Annotated in this window: 21 protein-coding genes; 10 read left to right on the top strand and 11 right to left on the bottom strand. The window is 34.8% G+C overall.

The features are described 5' to 3' along the window. Entirely contained in the window at window positions 1–903 is a 903-nt protein-coding gene (rsmH, locus tag MYP_RS20375) for a 16S rRNA (cytosine(1402)-N(4))-methyltransferase RsmH (protein ID WP_045467590.1), read from the bottom strand. Between the two features lie 9 nt (window positions 904–912). After that, window positions 913–1,380, bottom strand: coding sequence for a division/cell wall cluster transcriptional repressor MraZ (gene mraZ, locus MYP_RS20370; RefSeq protein WP_028979615.1), 468 nt, complete (start codon window positions 1,378–1,380; stop codon window positions 913–915). Window positions 1,381–1,846: 466 nt separating this feature from the next. Here mraZ and MYP_RS20360 point away from each other — a divergent pair, with 466 nt between their 5' ends. The 8 genes from MYP_RS20360 (at window position 1,847) to MYP_RS20325 (ending at window position 9,199) form a co-directional block, all read left to right on the top strand. Further along, window positions 1,847–2,368 (top strand): hypothetical protein, encoded by a 522-nt coding sequence (locus MYP_RS20360; RefSeq protein WP_156140757.1) that lies wholly within the window; start codon window positions 1,847–1,849, stop codon window positions 2,366–2,368. A 53-nt stretch (window positions 2,369–2,421) separates the two neighbouring features. After that, window positions 2,422–3,057 carry a hypothetical protein gene (locus tag MYP_RS20355; protein ID WP_045467586.1) on the top strand — a complete coding sequence of 212 codons (636 nt, stop codon included), beginning with the start codon at window positions 2,422–2,424 and terminating at the stop codon, window positions 3,055–3,057. A gap of 73 nt (window positions 3,058–3,130) precedes the next feature. Further along, window positions 3,131–3,775: a hypothetical protein gene (locus MYP_RS20350; protein ID WP_045467585.1), complete on the top strand. Its 645-nt coding sequence runs from the start codon at window positions 3,131–3,133 to the stop codon at window positions 3,773–3,775. A 32-nt stretch (window positions 3,776–3,807) separates the two neighbouring features. Continuing rightward, window positions 3,808–4,773 (top strand): alpha/beta hydrolase, encoded by a 966-nt coding sequence (locus tag MYP_RS20345; RefSeq protein ID WP_045467584.1) that lies wholly within the window; start codon window positions 3,808–3,810, stop codon window positions 4,771–4,773. Between the two features lie 429 nt (window positions 4,774–5,202). Then, window positions 5,203–5,658 (top strand): DUF2750 domain-containing protein, encoded by a 456-nt coding sequence (locus MYP_RS20340; protein WP_045467583.1) that lies wholly within the window; start codon window positions 5,203–5,205, stop codon window positions 5,656–5,658. Between the two features lie 199 nt (window positions 5,659–5,857). Then, window positions 5,858–7,207, top strand: a complete 1,350-nt coding sequence (locus MYP_RS20335; RefSeq protein ID WP_045467582.1) for a glutamine synthetase family protein — start codon at window positions 5,858–5,860, stop codon at window positions 7,205–7,207. A 35-nt stretch (window positions 7,208–7,242) separates the two neighbouring features. Next, window positions 7,243–8,286, top strand: coding sequence for a hypothetical protein (locus tag MYP_RS20330; RefSeq protein WP_045467580.1), 1,044 nt, complete (start codon window positions 7,243–7,245; stop codon window positions 8,284–8,286). A gap of 64 nt (window positions 8,287–8,350) precedes the next feature. After that, a complete protein-coding gene (locus MYP_RS20325) occupies window positions 8,351–9,199 on the top strand; it encodes a TIGR01459 family HAD-type hydrolase (protein ID WP_045467779.1) in 849 nt (282 codons plus the stop codon). Between the two features lie 60 nt (window positions 9,200–9,259). Here MYP_RS20325 and MYP_RS20320 read toward each other — a convergent pair whose 3' ends face one another. Both MYP_RS20320 and dnaA read right to left on the bottom strand, forming a co-directional pair. Beyond that, window positions 9,260–10,588, bottom strand: coding sequence for a tetratricopeptide repeat protein (locus MYP_RS20320; protein WP_045467578.1), 1,329 nt, complete (start codon window positions 10,586–10,588; stop codon window positions 9,260–9,262). A 100-nt stretch (window positions 10,589–10,688) separates the two neighbouring features. Continuing rightward, window positions 10,689–12,116: a chromosomal replication initiator protein DnaA gene (gene dnaA, locus MYP_RS20315; RefSeq protein ID WP_045467576.1), complete on the bottom strand. Its 1,428-nt coding sequence runs from the start codon at window positions 12,114–12,116 to the stop codon at window positions 10,689–10,691. 290 nt (window positions 12,117–12,406) lie between these two features. On the opposite strand from dnaA, the gene MYP_RS20305 reads away from it, so the two are divergent. Then, the gene (locus tag MYP_RS20305) at window positions 12,407–13,534 is read left to right on the top strand and encodes a methylmalonyl-CoA mutase family protein (protein WP_197060147.1); all 1,128 of its coding nucleotides are present in this window, start codon (window positions 12,407–12,409) and stop codon (window positions 13,532–13,534) included. Window positions 13,535–13,538: 4 nt separating this feature from the next. Further along, entirely contained in the window at window positions 13,539–15,674 is a 2,136-nt protein-coding gene (scpA, locus tag MYP_RS20300) for a methylmalonyl-CoA mutase (protein ID WP_045467573.1), read from the top strand. A 63-nt stretch (window positions 15,675–15,737) separates the two neighbouring features. Here scpA and MYP_RS20295 read toward each other — a convergent pair whose 3' ends face one another. The 7 genes from MYP_RS20295 to MYP_RS20265 form a co-directional block, all read right to left on the bottom strand. Beyond that, the gene (locus MYP_RS20295; protein WP_052430388.1) at window positions 15,738–16,523 is read right to left on the bottom strand and encodes a sugar-binding protein; all 786 of its coding nucleotides are present in this window, start codon (window positions 16,521–16,523) and stop codon (window positions 15,738–15,740) included. A 334-nt stretch (window positions 16,524–16,857) separates the two neighbouring features. Next, window positions 16,858–17,511 (bottom strand): DNRLRE domain-containing protein, encoded by a 654-nt coding sequence (locus tag MYP_RS20290; protein WP_045467572.1) that lies wholly within the window; start codon window positions 17,509–17,511, stop codon window positions 16,858–16,860. A gap of 224 nt (window positions 17,512–17,735) precedes the next feature. Next, complete coding sequence (locus tag MYP_RS20285) at window positions 17,736–18,383, bottom strand: DNRLRE domain-containing protein (protein ID WP_045467571.1); 648 nt, start codon at window positions 18,381–18,383, stop codon at window positions 17,736–17,738. Window positions 18,384–18,575: 192 nt separating this feature from the next. After that, window positions 18,576–19,391, bottom strand: a complete 816-nt coding sequence (locus MYP_RS20280) for an enoyl-ACP reductase FabI (protein WP_045467570.1) — start codon at window positions 19,389–19,391, stop codon at window positions 18,576–18,578. A gap of 94 nt (window positions 19,392–19,485) precedes the next feature. Beyond that, a complete protein-coding gene (gene recN / locus MYP_RS20275) occupies window positions 19,486–21,144 on the bottom strand; it encodes a DNA repair protein RecN (protein WP_045467569.1) in 1,659 nt (552 codons plus the stop codon). 2 nt (window positions 21,145–21,146) lie between these two features. Continuing rightward, complete coding sequence (locus tag MYP_RS20270) at window positions 21,147–21,374, bottom strand: hypothetical protein (protein ID WP_045467568.1); 228 nt, start codon at window positions 21,372–21,374, stop codon at window positions 21,147–21,149. Between the two features lie 51 nt (window positions 21,375–21,425). After that, window positions 21,426–22,328, bottom strand: coding sequence for a DUF4835 family protein (locus tag MYP_RS20265; RefSeq protein ID WP_045467567.1), 903 nt, complete (start codon window positions 22,326–22,328; stop codon window positions 21,426–21,428). Between the last annotated feature and the right edge of the window lie 46 nt (window positions 22,329–22,374).

The raw sequence follows: 22,374 nt of genomic DNA, 5'->3' as shown, positions 1-22,374 counted from the left end.
TTATATTTTTTCAGCAATTCTTAACTTAGCACTTCTTGCTCTTGGATTAGCTTTGATTTCTTCTTCTCCAGCTTCCAAAGGCTTTTTATTTACAGGCTCTAATGGCCTTTCAAAATTTCCGTAGATGTCCTTTTCAACCTCTCCGTAAAACTTGCCTTTAGCGATATAATTCTTTACCAGCCTGTCTTCCAAAGAATGATAAGACATGATTACCAGTCTGCCACCTTTGTTTAATACCTCCCCTGTCTGGGTAAGCATTTCTTCCAGCACTTTCAGTTCTTCATTGACTTCTATTCTCAATGCCTGAAATACCTGTGCTGCATATTTAAAATCAGCTCCACGAGGAGCTAATGGTTTTAAAATAGAAATCAGTTCTCCTGTCGTTTCGATCTTTCCTCTGTTTCTTGCCTGAATAATAGCGTTGGCAAGTGTCTTTGCATTCTTCACTTCTCCATACATTCCAAATATCTTGTGTAACTGATCTTCTGAATAAGTTCTCAAAATATCCTTTGCTGTTATTGGAGACTGCTGATCCATTCTCATATCAAGTTCTGCATCAAAACGAGTAGAAAATCCTCGGGTACCCTCGTCTATCTGATGAGAGGAAATACCAAGATCTCCCAGAATACCATCTACCTTAGTGACTCCGTGCAACTTTAAATACCTTTTCAGATATCTGAAGTTTGCATCTATAAATGTGAAAGAACTACTTGTTATTTCATCCGCATTATTTCTGGCATCGGGATCCTGATCAAATGAATACAAGTGACCGGTTGTCAAATGCTTCAAAATCTCTTTTGAATGCCCTCCTCCACCAAATGTCAGATCTACATAAATCCCATCAGGTTTTATATTCAATCCATCTACACACTCTTTCAGTAAAACCGGAACGTGGTATGCCATTCTAATACTTTATTTTTTGTCAGCCTGGTCTGGCTCGTTACCCAGGTATTTTTCTGCAAGCTTCGCAAACTCCTGTTGATCTTTAATCAGGAATTTCTCATACAAATCAGGATTCCATAATTCGATCCTGTTTCCCAAACCAACGACGATCACATCTTTGTCAATCTGGGCATGTCGCAACAAGGGCTTTGGAATAAGAAACCTCCCGTTGTTATCCAATTCCACTTCTGAGTTTCCTCTAAAAAAATTTCTCTGGAAATTTCTGTACTCCTCATTGAACTCATTGAGTCCGGATACTTTTGAGAATACTTTTTTCCATTCATTCATTGGGTAGACAACAAGACAAGGCTCGAATCCTCGGGTAATGACAATACTATTCTCTGAAGCCTCTGGCAGATTGGCTTTTATGCGTGCCGGAAGGACAAGGCGTCCTTTGGCGTCCATCTTACAGTCATACTCACTCGAGAAATAGGACATTTATTATTGGGATTAGTCTAGAATCACCCTATACAAATATAGAAAAGAAAATTCCAAAATCAACCACTTTCTACCACTTCAAACCACATTGTGGATAAATTACCCCATAATCCACCATTTTGTTACACTTTTACACAAAAATAGGCCTGTTTTTTTGAAACCTTTTTCTAAACAAAGACAATAACACTGGCACAAAAACAATATAAAATACTGAAAACCAAATATTTAATAGGTAAATTATTTAAAAAGGAAGAAAAAACAGAAAAAGTGGGAGAAAATGGGAGATTCTTCCACTTTCGGACCAGATTATAGTCAATGTATTTTTGTATTTTTGGAAGAAGTGCAGGAAAATGAATGCTTCTTCTTCATTATCTTAAAAAATTTAAAATTCTAAATGCTTTTAATGAGATTCGTTATTATCCTTTTCCTTTCAGGTATATCAAATTCCCTGTTTGCCCAACTACTAATGAAAAGAACTTACCGTTGGGGAGAAATGATCACTCAAAAGGATACGATTCAATGCTATTTGGAAGAAATGGAAAACAAATATTCAAATAAAGTAAGATACAAACTAAAATTGAATGATAAGAGACCTTTAAAAATCAAACCAGCAAACATGGTCCAAATTAAATTTAATGATGAGGAAATTTATGATAGAATAAATAATGCACAAAATGAATTCGTTCTTCTAAAAAGACTTGCAAATGGACCTGTAAGGCTATATAGAGAAAATTTGAGTATCGGTACTTCTTCAACGTTGACATTGGGAAATACCATGTTATATGAGAAGCCTATACCTGATTTTTACTATTTGGTCAAATATGATCAGATCTATATAATGTCAAAATTAACATTCAGAGAATCGCTGAAAAAAATATTTACTGATAACCCCGAATTTGAAAAACTCATCGATGAAATAAAATATAGAGAATTTATTAATAACATAGAAGAAATAGTAAAAGACTATAACGAAAGAACTTCCAATTAACTGCTTATATTTTTGTAAATCCAATTCTTTCAAATTGTATTCATTCAACTTAAATGAAACTCACAAAACTCTCCATATTCCTGCTGTCACTTATTTCTATTAATTTATATGCCCAAACTGGAGGTCTAGTAAGTGAAGAAATCCAATCTTCTGAATACAAGCCAGGGAAGATTGTTACCCTGAAAGATACAATTAAGTGCTTTATAATAGATAGAGGGTACGAATATTATTTTAATGGTAATATTAAATACAAACTACAACTCAGCGATTCTAAATCATTAAAGATTAAATCAAAAGATATTCTGCACCTTGAGCTTGATGGCAAGGCTCACTTTGACAGACTTCCATATGGACTTCAATCTTTCCTGATGGTTAAACATGTTGATGGATATGTAAAACTTTATGAGACGGCTATAGATGGTTTTGATGATTATGGAACGTATAGCAATGGAGGCATGAATACTACAAATAATCCTAATCTTGACAGATTTTTTCTTGTAAGAGAATCTTTAATAATCAAAGTTTCGAGAAGAATGTCCGGTTCTGATATAAAGAAAATTTTTCCCGATGACAATGAATTTCTGAAGCAATTTGAGAAGATGGATTATCAAAAGTTTCTGAAGAATATTAAGCAATTAGTTATAGACTATAACAACTCTATTAAAAAGAAAGCCGAAGAAAATCAGTAATAACAACAGCAACGGTGACCTGATTGAACTTAGCTATACAATTAAACTCACCTAATTTTACTTTTCTATAAACATGCATTTAAAAATAAAAATCATATTGTTGGCATTTTTATTCAGTACTAATGCACTATATGCTCAAACTCCAAATCATATAGATGATGAACTTCCGCCAATTAGCTATATCTATAAACCAGGAAAGATTATTACAATTAAGGATACCATTCCTTGCTTTATACTGGATAGAGATATCGACTACTATAACAAAGGATATATTAAATATAAATTGTCCCCTGAAGCTTCAAAGGCATTAAAAGTAAAATCAAAAGATGTTATGCATCTCGAGCTTGATGGCTGTCCCCCTTTAGACCGATTTCCATATGGCACAAGTTCCTACCTTATGGTTCGGTTAATTGACGGAGAAGTAAAAATTTATAAAGTTCAAATTGAAAGTATGGATTATACCACTGCAACTGCCTATAATGGAATGCCTATTTATACAAAAGACAAATCATACAAACGCTTCCTTGTCAGAGGAAATATGTTTTATGAAATAGATCGTATAAATAAATATCAGGCAAAGAGAATTTTTTTCGATAACGTGGAATTGAATAACGAAATTGAAAACTTAACTGATCAGCAAATTCTGCAAAATATTGAGCTATTCGTTCAAAGGTATAACAGCTCAGTTAAACCGAGTACAAATGAAAGTAAACAATAAAAATTCTCATCAAAACAATCGCTACAGGTTTTATGAAAAAAATAGCCAGAATACTCCTCATTGTTTTCATAACATTTTTCATTGTCACCAACGTTGTCGCCATCTTTCACAGTTATAAATTCACGCATTTTTCTTCAGAAAAGATTGCAAAACCGAAGAAACCCGAAGACCTTACCTCAGCCGAAAAACTAAAGTTGATGATATTTGGAGTAAAAATGCCCAAGCCATCAAATAATATAAAACCCAATCAGAATTTCCAAACAATAATACTTCAAAGCAATAAGAAAATAGAGTGCTGGAGCATCAATAAACACTCATCCAAAGGCACTATTATTCTTTTTCATGGATATGGAGGAAAGAAATCTTCTCTGATGGATAAAGCAGATGTGTTTCTTGACCTAGGTTACAATGTTTTTATGGTTGATTTTATGGGTTCCGGAGGATCAGAAGGTTTACAAACAACTATAGGATATAAAGAAGCTGAAAATGTAAAAAGTGCCTATGATTACATAAAAGAAAATGGTGAGAAGAATATATTTCTTTTCGGAACATCAATGGGAGCTGCAGCAATTATGAAAGCTTTGGCAGACTATCCATTGAAGCCTAATGGAATTATTATAGAATGCCCCTTTGCAACAATGTATGAAGCCACAAGCGCCAGGTTTAAAGCTGTTGGAGCGCCTGTCTTTCCAATGGCGGGACTAGTTGTCTTTTGGGGAGGACTTACAAACGGATTCTGGGCATTTGATCATAATCCTGTTGAATATGCCAGGAAAATTAAATGTAATACACTCTTACTATATGGTGAACAAGACAAAAGAGTTAGCAGAAAAGAAATCGATGCTATATATTCCAACCTGGATTGCTCAAAAAAACTAAAAACTTATCCTTTAGCTGGCCATGTAAATTTCCTTATAAAATATAAAACCGAATGGATTAGAGACATTGGTACATTTCTCGAGCAAACTAACAACTCAAATTTTTCTAATCTTAAGTAAGATCCAGATTTACTCAAAGAAAATAATCTCCTATTAGTTTAATTATTGGTAAGGTAAAATTGCTAAAGCACCTGAAATGGGACATCATCAAATACTCCAAATCCCAAATAAACGTGCTTACTATTTTATTATTTTTCACATGTAAATTTCATTTAAAGCTAAACAAACTACTTTTCTAAACCATCATTTGCCTGTATCCACTTCCCTTCCAAATTTAAATAGTAAGTTCAAACATTTATGTGGACAATTTTTTAACTTAAAACAGAAAAAATTATATTCTCCCTACAAAGTAGGTAATCCGATATAACCATTCTGAAAATCAGTAAACAAAATTGAATTTTCAGGTTAATTATGAGTAATTTGATACTTTATTCTTTTTGCTGAAAAAAGAATAAATTACTAAAATTGTCGGTTTAAACAATTAAAACAATGGCACAGGATCAGGCTACAATTGACCAAAATCACAAAAAATTTATTCAACAGGTTGTTGAAACAGAACTGGTATGGGGACTTGAAACAGAAGATGGATTTGCGACCTCTTCTTCTATGGAATATGAAGATGCAGATGTTATTGCATTCTGGTCAGATGAAGCGTCTGCTGCTGCCTGCGCAGGTGAAGACTGGGCTGAATATACTCCTGCTTCTATCTCTTTAGGCGAATTTCTTGAAAACTGGTGCATAGGAATGCAAGAAGATGGTTTGCTTGCAGGTACCAATTGGGATACGGACCTTACCGGCACAGAACTTGAACCACTTGATTTAGCTCTTGAAATTCTGGATGCATTAAAAGCTAAAGGCAAAAAAATTCAACTACAAGGATTTGCATCTCAGGAAATATTTGCTGAGGAACTGAAAAAAGCCTGGGAAGAAACCGAGGGCGAATAGTTATTACTCAGAAATATCAAGTCACTTTTAAGATTGTTGACATTCTACATGTTTTTCGCCAAATTGAAAAACATGTAGAAGGGTCATCATTTGTAGATTTTTATATCTCTGTAATAATAATTATTTACAGAGCTTTTATCATCTTGCTCGATTCCCCTTATTGTAAAGGTTTCAACTTCATTACTCATTTTAGTTGCAAATGGATCAGAATCAAATCATTGATTTTATAGAGAAGAATTCTATTCAGAAAATAAAATTCGCTTTTACGGACATAGATGGCGTGCTACGCGGGAAAATTATCCATCATGATAAATTCCTTAAGGGCCTTAAGGAAAATATAGGCTTTTGCGATGTCGTGTTTGGCTGGGACAGCGGGGATGTTTGTTATGATAATGTACAGCTGACAGGATGGCATTCAGGGTACCCCGATGCTCCCTGCACTATAGACCTTTCTACTTTCAGAAAAATCCCTTGGGAAGATGACCTCCCTTTCTTTATTGCTGATTTTGGTTGCAAGCCTTTAGCTGCTTGTCCGAGAAGCTTATTAAAATCTTTAGAAAAGCAATGTATTGAAATGGGCTTTCATGCTGAATTTGCACAGGAATTTGAATGGTTCAATTTTAGAGAAACTCCACAAACACTGAAAGAGAAAGAGTTTACGAAACTTAATCCTCTCACTCCTGGAATGTTTGGATATTCCATTTTAAGACCCTCTTATGAAACTGCCTACTATCACAATCTCTTTGATTTACTTTTAAAATTTGATGTACCTCTAGAAGGGCTTCATACCGAGACCGGTCCCGGAGTCTATGAAGCTGCTCTTCTACGTGACAGCATTTTAAAAGCAGCAGACAAAGCTTCTTTATTCAAAACAAGTGTAAAAGAAATTGCATATAAAAATGGTATCATGGCTACATTCATGGCTAAATGGAATGAAGAATTACCAGGGTGTAGCGGGCATATCCACCAAAGCCTTTGGAGTCTTGACAAATCAGAAAACCTTTTTTTTGATCCTTCCAAAAAAAATAAAATGAGCAATCTGTTTGAACATTATCTGGCTGGTCAACTTTATTGTCTTCCATATATTCTGCCGATGTACGCTCCTACCATCAACAGCTATAAAAGACTTGTTGAAGGCGCCTGGGCACCTACAACCATTACTTGGGGAATTGACAATAGAACGACGGCTTTGCGTGTATTAAATAATTCAAAAGACCTGACAAGACTGGAAACCAGAGTTCCTGGATCTGATAGCAACCCTTATCTGGCAATGGCTGCAGCTCTTGCCTCCGGATTATACGGAATAAAACATAAACTTAAGCTTGAAATCTTGCCAACAGAGGGTAATGGATATAAAAATCTAGAAAACGGAAAACTACCTTCTAACCTTCTAGAGGCCAGTCAGGCAATGAAAAACAGTATTGTTGCGGCAGAACTGTTTGGTTCTCCATTTGTGGATCACTTTGTGAATACCAGAGAATGGGAATGGAAACAATTCTCTAAACACGTTACTGATTGGGAATTAAAAAGGTATTTTGAAATCATTTAATCAAATCCTTTAAACAGGAATTAATAACTCTGAAAATGAAAATCATAGATTACTCTTTAATTATAAAAGAAGCTTGGGAAAACTTTGATGCATCCAAGTCCATTGCTAAAATTGAAGACATCAGTGCAAAGGTTTCTACCAATCACGTTTTCAGAGTAACCTTTGACGATGAAGATATTATTATCGCCAAACTTTCTTATTTTGGAAAGTATGAACATTTCAAAGAAGACCACAGACTTATTCATGCTTTAACAAACAATCTGCTCTTTCCCTTTGAAAATGTACTGGCCAAATCGCTGGTAAAAAACAACAAAGTATACACTTACAGATATCAGGAAGGCCTAACGGATGCCTGGGTTGTATTTTATAATCCCATACGCGTTATGGAAAAACTTCCCCGACGATTGGAAGAGGGACATATAATCAAACTCGGAAGAGAGATTGCCAAATTTCATAAAGCCTGTGCTAAAGTTAAAAACGTACTCCCCAAATCATCGAAAACACTCGTATCGGATATCGAACATCTCCTTGAGATCCTTGATACTGAAGATGGCCAATATGAGCACAGAATGCATGTGGATTATCTTAGAAGTCAATGTGAGACTTTTCTACAGAATATTGAACTGTTGGACTATAAAACTTTTGAAAGCATTCCTGTATTTGTGGACTGGAACATTGGTAATTTTTCTGTTACAGATAAACTTGAACTATTCTCCCGTTGGGACTATGACTGGTTCAGAATGAGTTCAAGGGTATTAGACTTTTATTTCTTCAGCAGAGTAGTTTCAGATATCGGAGACAGAACAGTATTCAGTTACGTGGTTGGACCGTTGATGGAAGATAGATTTATACTTTTCTTAAAAGAGTATCATAAAGTATTTCCACTTACACGCAATGAAGTTCTGTTCATGAAAGAGGCCTATAGATTCTTTATTTTGAATTATGTAATAAAACATGGCAGGTATTTCTTTCATGAGATATATGCAACCAAACTTCAAAGGGAAGCTTATGAAAAATACCTTCCTTCAATAGAGGAAGAGTTCAATGCAGATAAGATCATAAAAGAGCTTCAATTATAGATACTATAACACAGATCTTTACTTTAAACTTTTACTTATTACTTAAAACTTATTACTCAAAATGTTGCAGTTACAAGATTTCAAATCTATCGTTACAAAATACAAGGTCATATTTTTTGATGCTTTTGGAGTTTTGAAAAATTACAAGGGTTTGATACCTGGTATAGAACACACATTTAATTATCTCCAAGAGCAAAATAAGGACTATTTTATACTTACCAATGATGCTTCCAGAAGTCCTGCACTGCTTGCTGAATCTTACCATAAATTAGGTCTTTATGCTATTACTCCGGACAGAATAATTTCTTCCGGAATGTTGGCTAAAGAATATCTTGACCTTAAAGTCAATCATGGAACAGTAGCCTATCTTGGAACAGAGGACTCTGCTCACTATATAGAAAGATCAGGACTTAAAACTTTACCAATAAGCCAGCTTGAATTAGATAACATTTCAGAAGTTAATGCTCTTGTATTGCTTGATGATGAAGGATTCGACTGGAACAAGGATTTGAATAAAGTAATAAACCTGCTTCGAAACAGGAATATTCCGGTGATAGTTGCCAACACTGATACAACCTATCCTGTCTCTCAATCACAGGTGGCCATTGCTATTGGTGGTGTTGCAGAATTAATTGAAAATGTTGTAGGAAAGAAATTCATAAGATTTGGTAAACCAGACTCACAGCTTTTCAATTTTGCATTTGAGCATGCTTGCAACAATTGTATTATAGATAAAAACGATATATTGATGGTTGGAGATACCCTGCATACTGATATCATGGGAGGGAACAAATTTGGCTTTGACACAGCATTAATACTCACCGGAATAACGCAGCCACACATGGCAGAACAATATATCAGAAGTACAGGCATTATTCCGACATATATTTGCGACTCTGCCGTTATCAGATAAAACCAGCTTTAATGATTAAAGGATTTTTTAGTATCTGCATTTTACTAATTTCACTTTTCCCTATAGAAAACAATCAATCGATTGCATTTTTTTAAAATGGTTAAACAGAGATTTATTAGGCGATTGCCATTGTGTCTTTTTTCCAAACTCTCTAAACGCCATTAGAACAGTAATTACAGCGACTAATAAGCTAAAATTAACACAGATAAAAAGAGTACTCTTAAATTCAGAATCAATACTTGCGTTGATAAAAATTGTATTATATATCAAAGACTGTACAAGCTGCAAAGAAACAAATAAAATAAGCTTTGATTTTTTAAACAATGTGATATAGGAAATTGACCAACCAAGGAATAGACCTATGCCAACAGCAATGGGTCTAAAATCAAACGTGTTATAAAATACCGTTTCCCAAATTACACTAATACCCCACATAGGAAAAATCAGTAAAACAACTCCAATATGAAGGATACATAAATTTAAGAAGGAGAACTCTCCACTTTTTTTAATTAGCTTGAATGCATATGAGATAAGAACTCCAGCAAGAATTAGTAAGAAAAATTCAGGAAAATAGTATTTCACTTTGCTATAAAACACAATAGAATTTATTTCTTCTAGCCTTCGATCTACGCGTCTGCTCAGACCATCATCATAACTCTTGGCGAGCTCATAGACTTCTTTTGCATCATCTAAGGACTCTGAAACTGCAGTAATTTCAGCAAGATCAAAACATAATTGCCCAATACATTGATCAGGAGCCTTTATAAATGAAATTCTTTCTTTAAGCTGAAATCGCAGAGCACTATGTATAGTATCTAAACCTTGCTTATTATTATTTGACCAATATTCATAAAATGTTTTTAAATCCGCGAACTCCTTAAGATTTATTATTCTTGAATAATCGGGAGTTTCTTTCAATTTCTCTTTTAATATAGCTATATGTATCCATTCAGATCCCCGATGAGATTTAGGATTAATGGCATATGCTTTTTGCAATAAATCAAGAGCTGTCCGATTTTCTCCCTGAAGTTCATAGGCTGTTCCTAAATTAGATAAAATGGAATATTCCGAAGGATAAAAATTAACTAAACTATCCAAAATTTTTATTGCCAAATTCCTATCTCCAATTTTCAATTCAATTACAGCCAGATCTGAATAATCTTTGAAATCGGCTTTTCCTTCTTTTATATAACCTTGAAGTTCCTTTTTCCTTGATTCTAAAAAATCCTTGTCAAATCCGTCCTTTAGATATGCTAGACTTCCTTCATAATTGCGTTCGTCTGTAACAATACCGGATAATTTCGTAACCACCCTGTATTCATTCAGGCAGCTCAAAGCATCTATATTGTAGGAAAATAAGGCAAACAAGATTAGTAAAAGCTTCTTCATTATATAATAATTCTATTGTAAACTTTGAATGACATAAAAAAATGCCTGATGTTTCCATCAGGCATCTCAGTATATTAAAAAGTAACCCTAAAAATTCAGATTAAGCAGCTTTCAGCTTCAGTTTTTTAATCAACTCCTGCATGGTTGCATTGAACTTTCTGTCCGTGTCCATTAAGTCGTTTACTGAAGTTAAAGCATGAATAACGGTACTGTGGTCTCTGTTTCCAAAATGGAAACCTATTGATTTCAAAGATAAGTTCGTGTATTCTTTTGCAAAATACATTGCAACTTGTCTTGCGATCACTATTTCTCTCTTTCTTGTTTTTGCTTTAAGAGAATCCACTGTCACGTTAAAGAATTCGGCAACAAATTTCTGGATATAATCTATACCCACTTCCGATTCTATATTTTGAACTATGCTCTGCAAAGTCTGCTTTGCAAGTTCAAGATCAATTTCTTTCTGAGTTAAAGAAGATTGTGCAATCAAAGATATTAATACACCTTCTAACTCTCTTACGTTGGTGTCTATGCTATAAGCAAGATACTCAACAACACTGTCAGAGATTTCAACACCTTCTGACTGCATCTTTTTGCGAATGATCGCAATTCTTGTTTCAAAATCAGGTTGCTGCAGATCTGCAGTCAAACCCCATTTGAATCTGGACAATAATCTTTCCTGTAATCCTTTCAAATCTTTTGGCGGGCAGTCGCTCGTCATTATGATTTGTTTACCTGATTGGTGCAGGTGATTAAAGATATGGAAGAATATCTCCTGAGTTTTTTCTTTGCCGGACAGGAATTGTACATCGTCTATGACCAGTACATCTACCTGAAGGTAAAAATTAGCAAACTCCTGGGTATTGTTGTTTTTAATGGCATCAAGAAATTGATTCGTAAATTTCTCTGATGATACATAAAGAACAAACTTGTCAGGACTGTTTTGCTTAATTCTGTTTCCTATTGCCTGTACAAGGTGGGTTTTACCTAAACCTACACCTCCGTAGATCATCAATGGGTTGAAAGATGTTACTCCCGGTTTGTTAGCAACTGCATACCCGGCCGAACGCGCAAGTCTGTTACAATCTCCTTCAATAAACGTGTCAAAAGTATAGTTTACATTTAACTGTGAGCTGAAAGAAAATTTATCCAGCCCTTTTAAATCAAATGGACTCTTAACAGTTTGAGGAGCGTTATAATTTACATTTTTTGCATTACCATTCGGTTTACTCTGAACCTGGTTCACAAAAGATTTAGATTGCTCTGATTCTTTTTCCATCATCAGAGAATACTCCAGCCTTCCGTCAGCGCCCAGTTCAGTATCAATCGCTCTTCTTAAAACCTGAACATAATGCTCTTCAAGCCATTCATAAAAAAACTGACTAGGAACCTGAATTGTCAAAACGTCATTCTGTAACATTATTGGGACTATAGGTTCGAACCAAGTTTTAAAACTCTGCTCGCCTACACTCTCTTTAATGATACGTAGACAGTTGTTCCACACTGCTTTACAGTCTTTTACAATTAGCATAATTAAAGGGTTTTTGAAAAAATCGTCCTCCTTGATTTTGGAGGGGAGACAAATTTGTAAAAAAAATAATTAACAAAAAAATGAAACGAGGGCTTGACTTTTTCATATCCTTCAGGGCTTGTAAATTACGAAAGAAGCCCTTGAATATTCTTAAAATAAACCAATACATTCTTCTAAATGTACAACATATAAAATGTTATTACATGTAAAATTAGGCGTAAAAAAAGAATCATTTTGTAATCTTTTTCCCCCTTAGTTGATTTTTTTAATAGCTTTAAAAAAAAGTGCCTGTGGAACGTTTATCATCTCTCAATAGACCATTTGAAAAAACAGATAAAAATCTGTGGATCAATAAAATAAAAGAAGAATTAAAGCTTCAGGATATAAATTCTTTAGCCTGGAATGCAGGGCAAAAAATAAATATCGAACCATTTTATACTAAAGCAGATTTAAGCCGTACAAAGGTGTCATTTTTTGACAAAAATTTTGGCAATTGGAAAGCAGTCTATAAAATAAATTTTTCAGACATCAATTCTTTAAAAAAAGAAATTGAAAAATCAAAAAAATTCAATGCAGATCATATAGAAATTCTAATTAGGGATAGTCAAAGTTTTAGTTTGACTCCAACCAAAGATTTATTACAAGACATTTCTTTCACCCTTGAAATTTCAGAGGGCGATAAAAATGAGATTTTGGAGAATATCCCATTAGCTGGCTTTTTAAAACTCTATTCCGATTCTTATTTAAAAGAAAAGGAGTATATCATTCTCATATTGTCTACCATTCTCTCTAAAAAAACTTCAACAGGTTTTATTTTAGGAATATCTGAACCAAATGAGGACCCAGGCACTGAATTGGCTTATTCGTTAGCTAAAGCTGTTGAATATTTTGATCTTCTTACCGAAAAAGGAATTTCAGAGGAAGTAATATTATCAAATATTCATTTTCACACATCAATAGGTGAAAATTTTATTATTGAAATTGCTAAAATGAGGGCTTTCAGATCACTTTGGAATAAGTTAAAAGCACTTCTTCTTCCGGAAAATTCAGTTTATACAACTTTTCATTCTGAACTGATCCCTTCTATGTCGGCTGTTAAAAATGAAAATGATGAAATGATTGCCAATACAGTTCAATTTATGGCTGCTATTCTTGGAAATTCAGATTTTATCAAAATAAATAACAAAACCTCAGCTCCGGATCCCCTTGCAGAGGACTTCTATCAAAGAATACGTTTAAATATTGCACATATTTTAAGAGAAGAATCTTTTATGAATAAAGTAATGGATCCTCTGGCCGGCTCTTACCTTATAGAAACAGTTACCTCAAAAATAAGCGAAATAGCCTGGGAGAAATTTAAAGCTATTGAAGAAGCAGGTGGTTATTCGGAAGCAAAACGTAAAAGTGCAGTCAATTAAAATTATGAAACCAGACTTTTCAAAAATACAATTCCATCAACTCCCTGATCCATCTTCTAAAGGAAATAGTGAAAAGGAAGTTTGGTTGACTTCAGAACAAATACCTGTAAAAAATCTCTTCACTCGTGATGATAGTGAAAGCTTTATCTATGATGATTTTCCTGCAGGAAGCCCTCCTTTCCTGAGAGGCCCTTATGCAAGCATGTATCTTGGTAAACCTTGGACTATCCGCCAGTATGCAGGCTTCTCCACAGCTGAAGAGTCAAATGCTTTCTATAGAAGAAACCTTGCAGGAGGCCAAAAAGGTTTATCCGTAGCATTTGATCTTCCGACACATAGAGGGTATGATTCCGATCATCCGAGAGTTACCGGAGATGTTGGGAAGGCTGGAGTAGCAGTTGATTCCGTTGAAGACATGAAAATACTCTTCGAAGGAATTCCCTTGGATCAGATGTCAGTTTCTATGACAATGAATGGAGCCGTCATTCCGGTTTTGGCATTTTATATAGTTGCTGCAGAAGAACAAGGTGTGTCTCCATCAAAGCTTAGCGGAACTATTCAAAATGATATATTAAAGGAGTTCATGGTAAGGAACACCTATATTTATCCTCCGCTGCCATCCATGAAAATCATAGGAGATATATTTGAATTTACTTCCCGTCATATGCCTAAGTTTAACTCCATCAGTATCAGCGGATATCATATGCAAGAAGCCGGAGCCACTGCAGATATTGAGCTTGCTTATACACTGGCAGATGGATTGGAATATGTTCGTACTGGCCTTAAAGCAGGTATAGACATTGATGACTTTGCTCCGAGGCTTTCATTCTTCTGGGGAATAGGAATGAATTTCTTTATGGAGATCGCAAAAATGCGCGCTGGCCGCTATCTCTGGGCTAAGATGCTGAAAGAATTTAACCCGAAAAATGAAAAGTCACTAGCATTAAGAACGCATTGTCAGACTTCCGGGTGGAGCCTGACAAGACAAGATCCTTTTAATAATATAACGAGAACCTGTATTGAAGCTATGGCTGCTGTGCTTGGTCATACACAATCCTTGCATACCAATGCTCTCGATGAAGCGCTTGCGCTGCCGACTGACTTTTCAGCTAAAATAGCGCGTGATACTCAGCTATATCTTCAAAAGCATACCGATCTTTGTAAATACATAGATCCATTCGGAGGCTCTTACTACCTGGAATATCTAACAAATGAACTTATAGTTAAAGCTGAAAAACTCATCAGTGAAATTGAGGCTCATGGAGGAATGGCCAAATCGATAGAGTCTGGAATTCCACAAAGCAGAATAGATCAGGCTGCAGCAAGAAAACAGGCACGTATTGATTCCGGTCAGGATATCATAGTTGGAGTTAATAAATTTGGTGTTGAAGAAGAAGGTAAACTTGAGCTTCTTGAAGTAGACAACTCTCAGGTAAGAGAAAAACAAATTGAACGCCTTGCCAGAATCAAAGCCCAGCGAAACGAAAAAGAGGTACTTCTTGCTTTGAATTCCATTACAAATTGTGCTCAAACAGGAAAAGGCAATCTTCTGGAACTGGCTATGGAAGCGGCAAGAAAAAGGGCCACTTTGGGAGAAATATCAATGGCAATGGAAAAAGTTTTTGGAAGGCATAAAGCAATGACTAGAACTACTTCAGGAATTTATGGAAGAGAATCTTCCGATAAAGGTAATATAGAAAAGGCACGCGCTCTTTCTGATCAATTTGCAGCATTGGATGGAAGAAGACCAAGGATTATAATTGGAAAACTTGGACAAGATGGTCACGACCGTGGAGCAAAAGTAATAGCAACAGCCTTTGCTGATCTCGGCTTTGACGTTGATCTTGCTCCTTTATTTCAGACTCCTGAAGAGCTTGCACGCATGGGAGCTGAAAGCGATGTACATATAATAGGTGTGTCAAGTCTTGCAGGCGGACATAAAACACTCATTCCCGAATTAATCGAAGCACTGAAAAAAATAGGAAGAGAAGATATAATGGTTGTTGCGGGAGGAATCATTCCTCCAAAGGATTATGATTTTCTTTATGAGAAAGGAGTATCCGGAATCTTTGGACCAGGGACTGTTATTGCGATTGCAGCGCAGGATATACTTAAAAAATTAATTAAGAATGTAGAATGATTAAAGGTTAATATATTTTCCCTGAATAATATTCAGGGAAAATATATGTTAAAGAACTTTTGCTTATTTCACAAGCTCCAGAGTTCCAAACAACCCAGCATCAATCCAGCCTCTGTTTTTATCTTCTCCTGGTATTTCCATTGATCCAACAAAATTCTCTCTTCCACCTGTTGTATCGTTGTCATTATAAGAAACCGCAAATCCTAATTTCTTTCCCTCTGTAAGTTTTACAGGTGGGTTGTCTTCTCCATCTTTGTAGGTATCTTTAAATACTTTCATTCCGACTTCCCAAGTATAAACGTTTCCATTCTTAGTTCTCTTGGTTTCCACATCCTTATTATATAAATGTGGCTTCTGATCCGGACCAATATCGACTGCATCATAATCCAGTGTAATATGGTATGCAAAAGCATTATGATTAAACTGATGGTTTCCTCCGGATTTGTCTTCATCAATAAATAACTCAAGACAATCATCTTCCCACCAATCATTAAATGGATCTGGTCTTTGATCATTAAGAATATCGTCTGTTATTTCAACCAGGTAATATATTTTATCTTCATTCCAAAGAATTTTATATCTGCCTGAAAAATCTTCCGGAGTGTAATCTTCTCCAAGCCATTTATATTTTAAAGGAGCCCAAGTTGCTTTATCCCAGCTTTTTTCATCTCCTTTACCATCTATTACAATTTCTTCTGAAGCTTTATGGGCATTGTAATTCCCATCACCTATCCTGTCAGCAGTGTCTGAACCATTCTTTTCTTCTGAAGTAGCATTTGATTCAGGCTTTGTGCAAGAGAATAAAAACACCAGCATCTGAACCCAACAAAATAATTTTAGTTTTTGCATGAATAAAATAAGATTATAGAGTATTTAATTTAATTTGATATTATCTAAATAAACAGCTTGTAAATTAATAGACTTGAATCGGTTTTCAAATCAAAAATTAAAAACAAATATTAATAGAGACTTTCAATTTAAAAATGAAAGACAAGATATTGTTTTTTTGAAAAGATGAACCGCTGTAAATGAATATTAAAAACATTACCTATACTACTCCCATGACAAAATTGGGAATCAATTAGGGCAGATAATTTTAAAAAATAGTTTTGAGATTCCTCTCAAAAAGGATTAAAAAATCCTGATTTACCTTTATAAATTTTAAATCAGATTTTTTCAACTATTATTTTTTGTATTCAAATTCAATTTTTGGACGCAACTGAGGATGTATTCCTTCTCTTGAATAGAATGCATATCGTTCATATGGAGCATAACTTGACAAAGAAATTTCAAATCCATTATTTCCCAAGTTAATCTGATCCTTAACTATTTCAGTTACATCAAAAGTATAGGATTGAGAATTTGATGCCGGAGCTAAACTTGACACCATATTTGCATTTACTGAAGTCGGTTTATTGCCATGAGCAATGGTCGATTCTGACCATGACTCGTTTACCCTTTTAATTTGGATTTTAATACTTTTGTTAGAGACATAATGTCCATATTGAGGAGCAGGACTTCCATCCCAGAAGCTAGTTGTGTCAGCAAATAAGGTTAACTTTGCCTTGCTTACTTTGGCATTTCTTAAACTCGAATAATCAAATTTAAGAAATCCTGTAACTCTCACGTTAGCTTGATTATAAGTCCATGCTTGAATATAAAGCTTGGGAGTATATCCTAAATTTAAATCAGGATAGTAGGAGATTACCATAGCATCCTCCATAAGGTCAGCTGATTGAATAAATGCTGGAGGAGTTGGTGCTGGATCACAAGCTATTTTTGCACAACCAAACAATAAAGTAATTGTAACCAATGCAAAAGGAAATATTTTTGACATAAATATTAATTTGTATTGTTTAAGTGTTTATTGGTGAAACATTCTATGAAAAAAATCACATTGAGGACACACTTGAATCGGTTTTCAAATCCAAAATTAAAACAAATATTACTTAAGTTTCATATTAGACAAGACGAAAAGAGTTGATTGTTTAAATAAAATCCTGATTTGTGTGTGTGTGTGTATGTGTGTTTAAAAACTCAAATCAGGATTTTATCTAACCATTATTTTTGGAATTCAAATTCAATTCTTGGACGCAAATGAGGATATATACCTTCTCTAGAATAGAATGCATATCGTTCATATGGAGTATAATTTGACAAGGAAATTTCAAATCCATTATTTCCCAGGTTAATTTGATCCTTAACTATTTCAGTTACATCAAAAGTATAAGATTGAGAATTTGATGTTGGAGCTAAACTTGACACCATATTATCAGTTTCTGAAGCGGGCTTGTTGTTATAAACAATCGAAGATTCTGACCATGATTCGCTTACTCTTCTAATCTGAATTAGATTACTTTTATTCATAACAAAATGTCCATATTGAGGAGCAGGACTTCCATCCCAAAAGCTAGTTGTGTCTGCAAATAAGGTTAACTTTGCACTGCTTATTTTTGCATTTTTTAAACTTGAATAATTAAATTTAAGGAATCCTGATATTTTCACACCTGTTTTACTATAACTCCAGGAAGAAGTATATAATTTGGTACTTGTACCATAATTTTCAGTTGGGGAATACGAGGAAACCATCGCATCCTCCATAAGATCAGATGATTGAATAACGGAAGGAGGTTTTGGATCTTCATTTTTTTTAGAGCATCCTGATAATAATATAATTGCAACCAAGGCAAACGTAAAAATTTTTGTCATAGAAATTTAACTGTTTTATTTTTTTATTAATGAATCATTGTACGAAAAGAATTCACCCAGATATTAAAAAGATCTTTAAAATAAAAGAGTATTTAAAAACGTGGAGATTATCAGAAAAAGATGACCCAATGTATTTAAAATTAAACTTTTGAAAAGTCTAGTTATAGGCCTTTCAAAAGCTATTTATAATAATTACTTTTTGCTGTAGAATGCCTGAATAAACTCATCACTGATGGCTGTGCATGAAAAACCCCCATCATGAAATAGGTTCTGCATTGTAACTTTCTTAGTAAGATCTGAGAAAAGCGTAATTACATAATCCGCACATTCTTCAGCAGAAGCGTTACCCAGAGGAGATAATTTTTCCGCAAAATCTACGAATACGTCAAAACCAGAAATTCCTTTACCGGCAGTTGTCATGGTAGGTGATTGAGAAACTGTATTTACCCTGATTTTTTTAGGACCTAATCTTAAACCGTAACTTCTTGCGATAGATTCCAAGGCAGCTTTTGCTTCGGCCATATCATTGTATCCTGGAACCGCCTTCTGTGCAGCAATATAGCTAAGTGCCACAATTGATGCCCCCTCATTTAAAGCATCTTTTTTCTCAGCAATCTGCATAATCTTATGAAACGAAAGAGCTGAAATATCAATAGTCTTCAGAAACCACTCATAGTTTAGATCTCCATAATCCTTTCCTTTACGGACGTTTGGGCTCATACCAATAGAGTGAAGGATGAAATCAACTTTACCTCCTAAAGCTTCAAGAGATTTAGTAAACAGGTTTTCTAGATCTTCCAGAGATGTAGCATCTGCCGGAATGACCACCGCGCCGCATTGCTCAGCCAGTTTATTGATCTCTCCCATTCGCATAGCGATGGGCGCATTGGTCAAAGTGAATGAAGCACCTTCTTCATGTGCCTTTTCAGCAACTTTCCATGCTATGGAATTACTATCGAGTGCTCCGAATATGATTCCCTTTTTACCTTTTAAGAGATTGTAAGCCATTTTTTCTTTGTTTTATTAAAAATCAACTCTCAAAAATATTATTCTCTAGGATTCATTCAAAAATTCCAGAATAAAATATCTTATACTCCAATCCTTATTCGTTGATTTCCAATAACTCTTTTGCATTTTTTATTGCAGTTTCAGATGGCTTCTCCCCTCCTATCATTTGGGCAATTTCCTTTACACGGTCCTCTTTAGTCAATTCTTTTATTCTACTTACAGATCTTTTACTTGAATGATCTTTATATACAAAGTAATGTGCAGAACCTTGTGCAGCAATTTGGGGCAAATGGGTAATGGCTAACACCTGGTGGTTTTTAGACATTTGTTTCATCATTTTTCCAACTTTAAATGCTACCTCTCCGGAAATACCGGTATCAATTTCGTCAAATACGATAGTCGGCAAAGAAGATTTATCAGCAAGCATATATTTAATACACAGCATGAGTCTCGAAAACTCTCCTCCTGATGCAGCATTTTTAAGTTCTTCAGGTGAGATACCTTTATTCGCGCTGAAGAGGAAATTGATTTTATCAATTCCTAAAGGACCAAGTTCAGTAGGTTCCGAATGAATATGCATAGTAGCATTCGGCATTCCCACTTCTTTTAGTAATGATTCCAGTTCTTTCTTAATTCCTGGTATTACCTTAGTTCTCTGATTGCTCAATTTAACTGCTTTTTCGCGCAAACTCTTTTCCAGTTTTACCAATCCGGTTTTTAATATTTCGATCTTCTCAAAAAGATCCGAATTGGCCCCTGCTTTGTTTTCAAGGTCTTCCTGAATTGCTATAAGTTCCTCAATAGTATTGACATGGTGCTTTTTTTCAAGTTTATAAATTAAACTGAGGCGTTCTCTTTTCTCTTCAATTTTTCCAGGAGAATAATCTATCTGTTGTTCTGCCTCTTCGAGCTCTCCATTGATATCTTTTAACTCGATTACTATGCTTTGAAAACGTTCGCGCAATTTTTCGTAGGATGGAGAATATTTAACAATTCCATCAAATAATTTATTAACAGACTGTAACACAGCTATACTTGCCTGATCAGATTCCGAAAGAATACTCACCATTTGATTTAACTTACTTTTGATTTCTTCTGAATTTTCAAGCAGCTTAAGGTCTTCTTCCAGTTTTTCCTGCTCCCCGCTTTGTAAATCAGCGTCCTCCAATTCACTCAAAAGAAAAGTATTAAAATCCTGTTGCTTTGAAGATTCTTCTGCTTGTCTAGTAACTTCAACAAGTTCTGCTTCTTTATCTTTAAATTCTTTATAAAGCTTTTTATACTCTCCCAACAAAATTTTATTTCCTGCAAAAGCATCAACAATTCCAATCTGAAATGAAGATGCGCCAAGCATGAGGGTTTCGTGCTGGCTATGCACATCCATGAGTCTTTGTCCCAACTTTTTGAGAAAATCAAGATTTACAGGAGTATCATTGACGAATGCTCTGGATTTACCGCTTGGGGCTATTTCACGCCTTACAAGACACTGTGTCTCATAATCAAGATCCTCCCCTTCAAAAAGATCTTCTATATCATACCCTGAAATATCAAAAGCACCTTCAATGATACATTTTTCTTCTTCATTGAAAAGTACTTTTACATCTGCCCTGTTACCAAGCAACAAACCAAGAGCGCCTAGCATGATAGATTTTCCAGCTCCTGTTTCACCTGTTACAATATTTAGCTCGGATGATGGTTGCAGTTCCAGCTCGCTGATCAGGACATAGTTCCTGATTAAAAGATTTTTAAGCATAATTAAAAGGAGGCTGTATAATCGTAAATTATTTCACGAATGTTCTTAAGATCAATGGGGTGAAGGTCCAATCTGGAATCTTTGAGTAAAAGCTTTTGATCATCTGCCGAGACAAGACTTCCAAAAAGAGTAGTCTGGTCGCGCATGACGATATTAATTTCTTTTGAAACAATAGTTGATATCTTGGAAGGAATGTCCTTAGCAGGTATTCGGATAAGCCTTTTTCCCATTTTTATTAAATTATATGCTAATTTAATAAAAATAGATAGAGTGAAGAATGATCAGAGCTTAAGAAGCCTATTATATTTATCCGCATTTAATGGATCCATCTGTCTCAGAGTACTGACGACCTGCTGACGCATTTCCGGAGTCGCCTGAGAATAAATATTTATTATTTCCTCCACTTTGGCATTAAAAAAATTCTTAATCACAACTGAAGTCGGATTGATATTATAAACCGTTTTTATTTTGTCAAAAACTGTGATGATATCTTTTCTACTTTGATCTGCATTTATCAAAAATTTATCCATTGCCTGACGATGATAAATGTATAATCCTTCTCTGAATGGAGCAAATTGTGTATTGGTAAGGTTTTGAATTAACGAAAATCTCCCATTTGTCTCCAGCTGATCCCACCCAATACCTTGAGATGATTGTGCTATATTTGCAATATCTCTGGCCTTTTCATAATATTTAGTTCCCCCCATTTTACCAAAAGTATCGTAATCAAGTGCCAGAATCAAGTACGCATAATAGGACAACATTGCAGTAAGATTACCATTAAAAGTATTTTCTGTATAATAGATTGCACTTCCCTCTACATATTCAAAATTAAACTTTCTGTCAAGAAACTTAAGAATAGTAGTTTCCTTATTGGTATTATAAAGAGGCCTTGTTGAAGTAATCATGGCTGTAGCCTGATATGAACTCTGACCGGAGACACTTGTAAGTGTAATAATGATATTACAGTTAACCCTCTCTTCCGGTTTATACTCGTCAGTTGTCCACTTTCTGTTATTCATAAATTCCAGCATCGCAGCTTTCAACTGATTCATTACATCCTTTTTATCACTATTTTCTATACTTTCAGCATCAATAGTAACGGTACAATTCAACTCCCCCTGCTGGGAAAAAGCAGTAAAATTTGTTAGTATAAAAATCAAAGCTATAAAATACTTTCTCATATTTTTAAGATGGAGCGAAACAGCCAAAAAACTATCAACAAATTGA

The sequence above is a fragment of the Sporocytophaga myxococcoides genome, assembly GCF_000775915.1.
GTDB lineage: Bacteria > Bacteroidota > Bacteroidia > Cytophagales > Cytophagaceae > Sporocytophaga > Sporocytophaga myxococcoides_A.
Note: the sequence above shows the minus strand (reverse complement) of the source record. Positions and strands in the feature narration are given on the sequence as shown.

What these genes read in the sequence shown, in the direction of transcription:
- rsmH (WP_045467590.1), bottom strand. Translation starts at nt 903, where the DNA reads ATGGCATACCACGTTCCGGTTTTACTGAAAGAGTGTGTAGATGGATTG.
- mraZ (WP_028979615.1), bottom strand. Translation starts at nt 1,380, where the DNA reads ATGTCCTATTTCTCGAGTGAGTATGACTGTAAGATGGACGCCAAAGGA.
- MYP_RS20360 (WP_156140757.1), top strand. Translation starts at nt 1,847, where the DNA reads ATGAAAAGAACTTACCGTTGGGGAGAAATGATCACTCAAAAGGATACG.
- MYP_RS20355 (WP_045467586.1), top strand. Translation starts at nt 2,422, where the DNA reads ATGAAACTCACAAAACTCTCCATATTCCTGCTGTCACTTATTTCTATT.
- MYP_RS20350 (WP_045467585.1), top strand. Translation starts at nt 3,131, where the DNA reads ATGCATTTAAAAATAAAAATCATATTGTTGGCATTTTTATTCAGTACT.
- MYP_RS20345 (WP_045467584.1), top strand. Translation starts at nt 3,808, where the DNA reads ATGAAAAAAATAGCCAGAATACTCCTCATTGTTTTCATAACATTTTTC.
- MYP_RS20340 (WP_045467583.1), top strand. Translation starts at nt 5,203, where the DNA reads ATGGCACAGGATCAGGCTACAATTGACCAAAATCACAAAAAATTTATT.
- MYP_RS20335 (WP_045467582.1), top strand. Translation starts at nt 5,858, where the DNA reads ATGGATCAGAATCAAATCATTGATTTTATAGAGAAGAATTCTATTCAG.
- MYP_RS20330 (WP_045467580.1), top strand. Translation starts at nt 7,243, where the DNA reads ATGAAAATCATAGATTACTCTTTAATTATAAAAGAAGCTTGGGAAAAC.
- MYP_RS20320 (WP_045467578.1), bottom strand. Translation starts at nt 10,588, where the DNA reads ATGAAGAAGCTTTTACTAATCTTGTTTGCCTTATTTTCCTACAATATA.
- dnaA (WP_045467576.1), bottom strand. Translation starts at nt 12,116, where the DNA reads ATGCTAATTGTAAAAGACTGTAAAGCAGTGTGGAACAACTGTCTACGT.
- scpA (WP_045467573.1), top strand. Translation starts at nt 13,539, where the DNA reads ATGAAACCAGACTTTTCAAAAATACAATTCCATCAACTCCCTGATCCA.
- MYP_RS20295 (WP_052430388.1), bottom strand. Translation starts at nt 16,523, where the DNA reads ATGCAAAAACTAAAATTATTTTGTTGGGTTCAGATGCTGGTGTTTTTA.
- MYP_RS20290 (WP_045467572.1), bottom strand. Translation starts at nt 17,511, where the DNA reads ATGTCAAAAATATTTCCTTTTGCATTGGTTACAATTACTTTATTGTTT.
- MYP_RS20285 (WP_045467571.1), bottom strand. Translation starts at nt 18,383, where the DNA reads ATGACAAAAATTTTTACGTTTGCCTTGGTTGCAATTATATTATTATCA.
- MYP_RS20280 (WP_045467570.1), bottom strand. Translation starts at nt 19,391, where the DNA reads ATGGCTTACAATCTCTTAAAAGGTAAAAAGGGAATCATATTCGGAGCA.
- recN (WP_045467569.1), bottom strand. Translation starts at nt 21,144, where the DNA reads ATGCTTAAAAATCTTTTAATCAGGAACTATGTCCTGATCAGCGAGCTG.
- MYP_RS20270 (WP_045467568.1), bottom strand. Translation starts at nt 21,374, where the DNA reads ATGGGAAAAAGGCTTATCCGAATACCTGCTAAGGACATTCCTTCCAAG.
- MYP_RS20265 (WP_045467567.1), bottom strand. Translation starts at nt 22,328, where the DNA reads ATGAGAAAGTATTTTATAGCTTTGATTTTTATACTAACAAATTTTACT.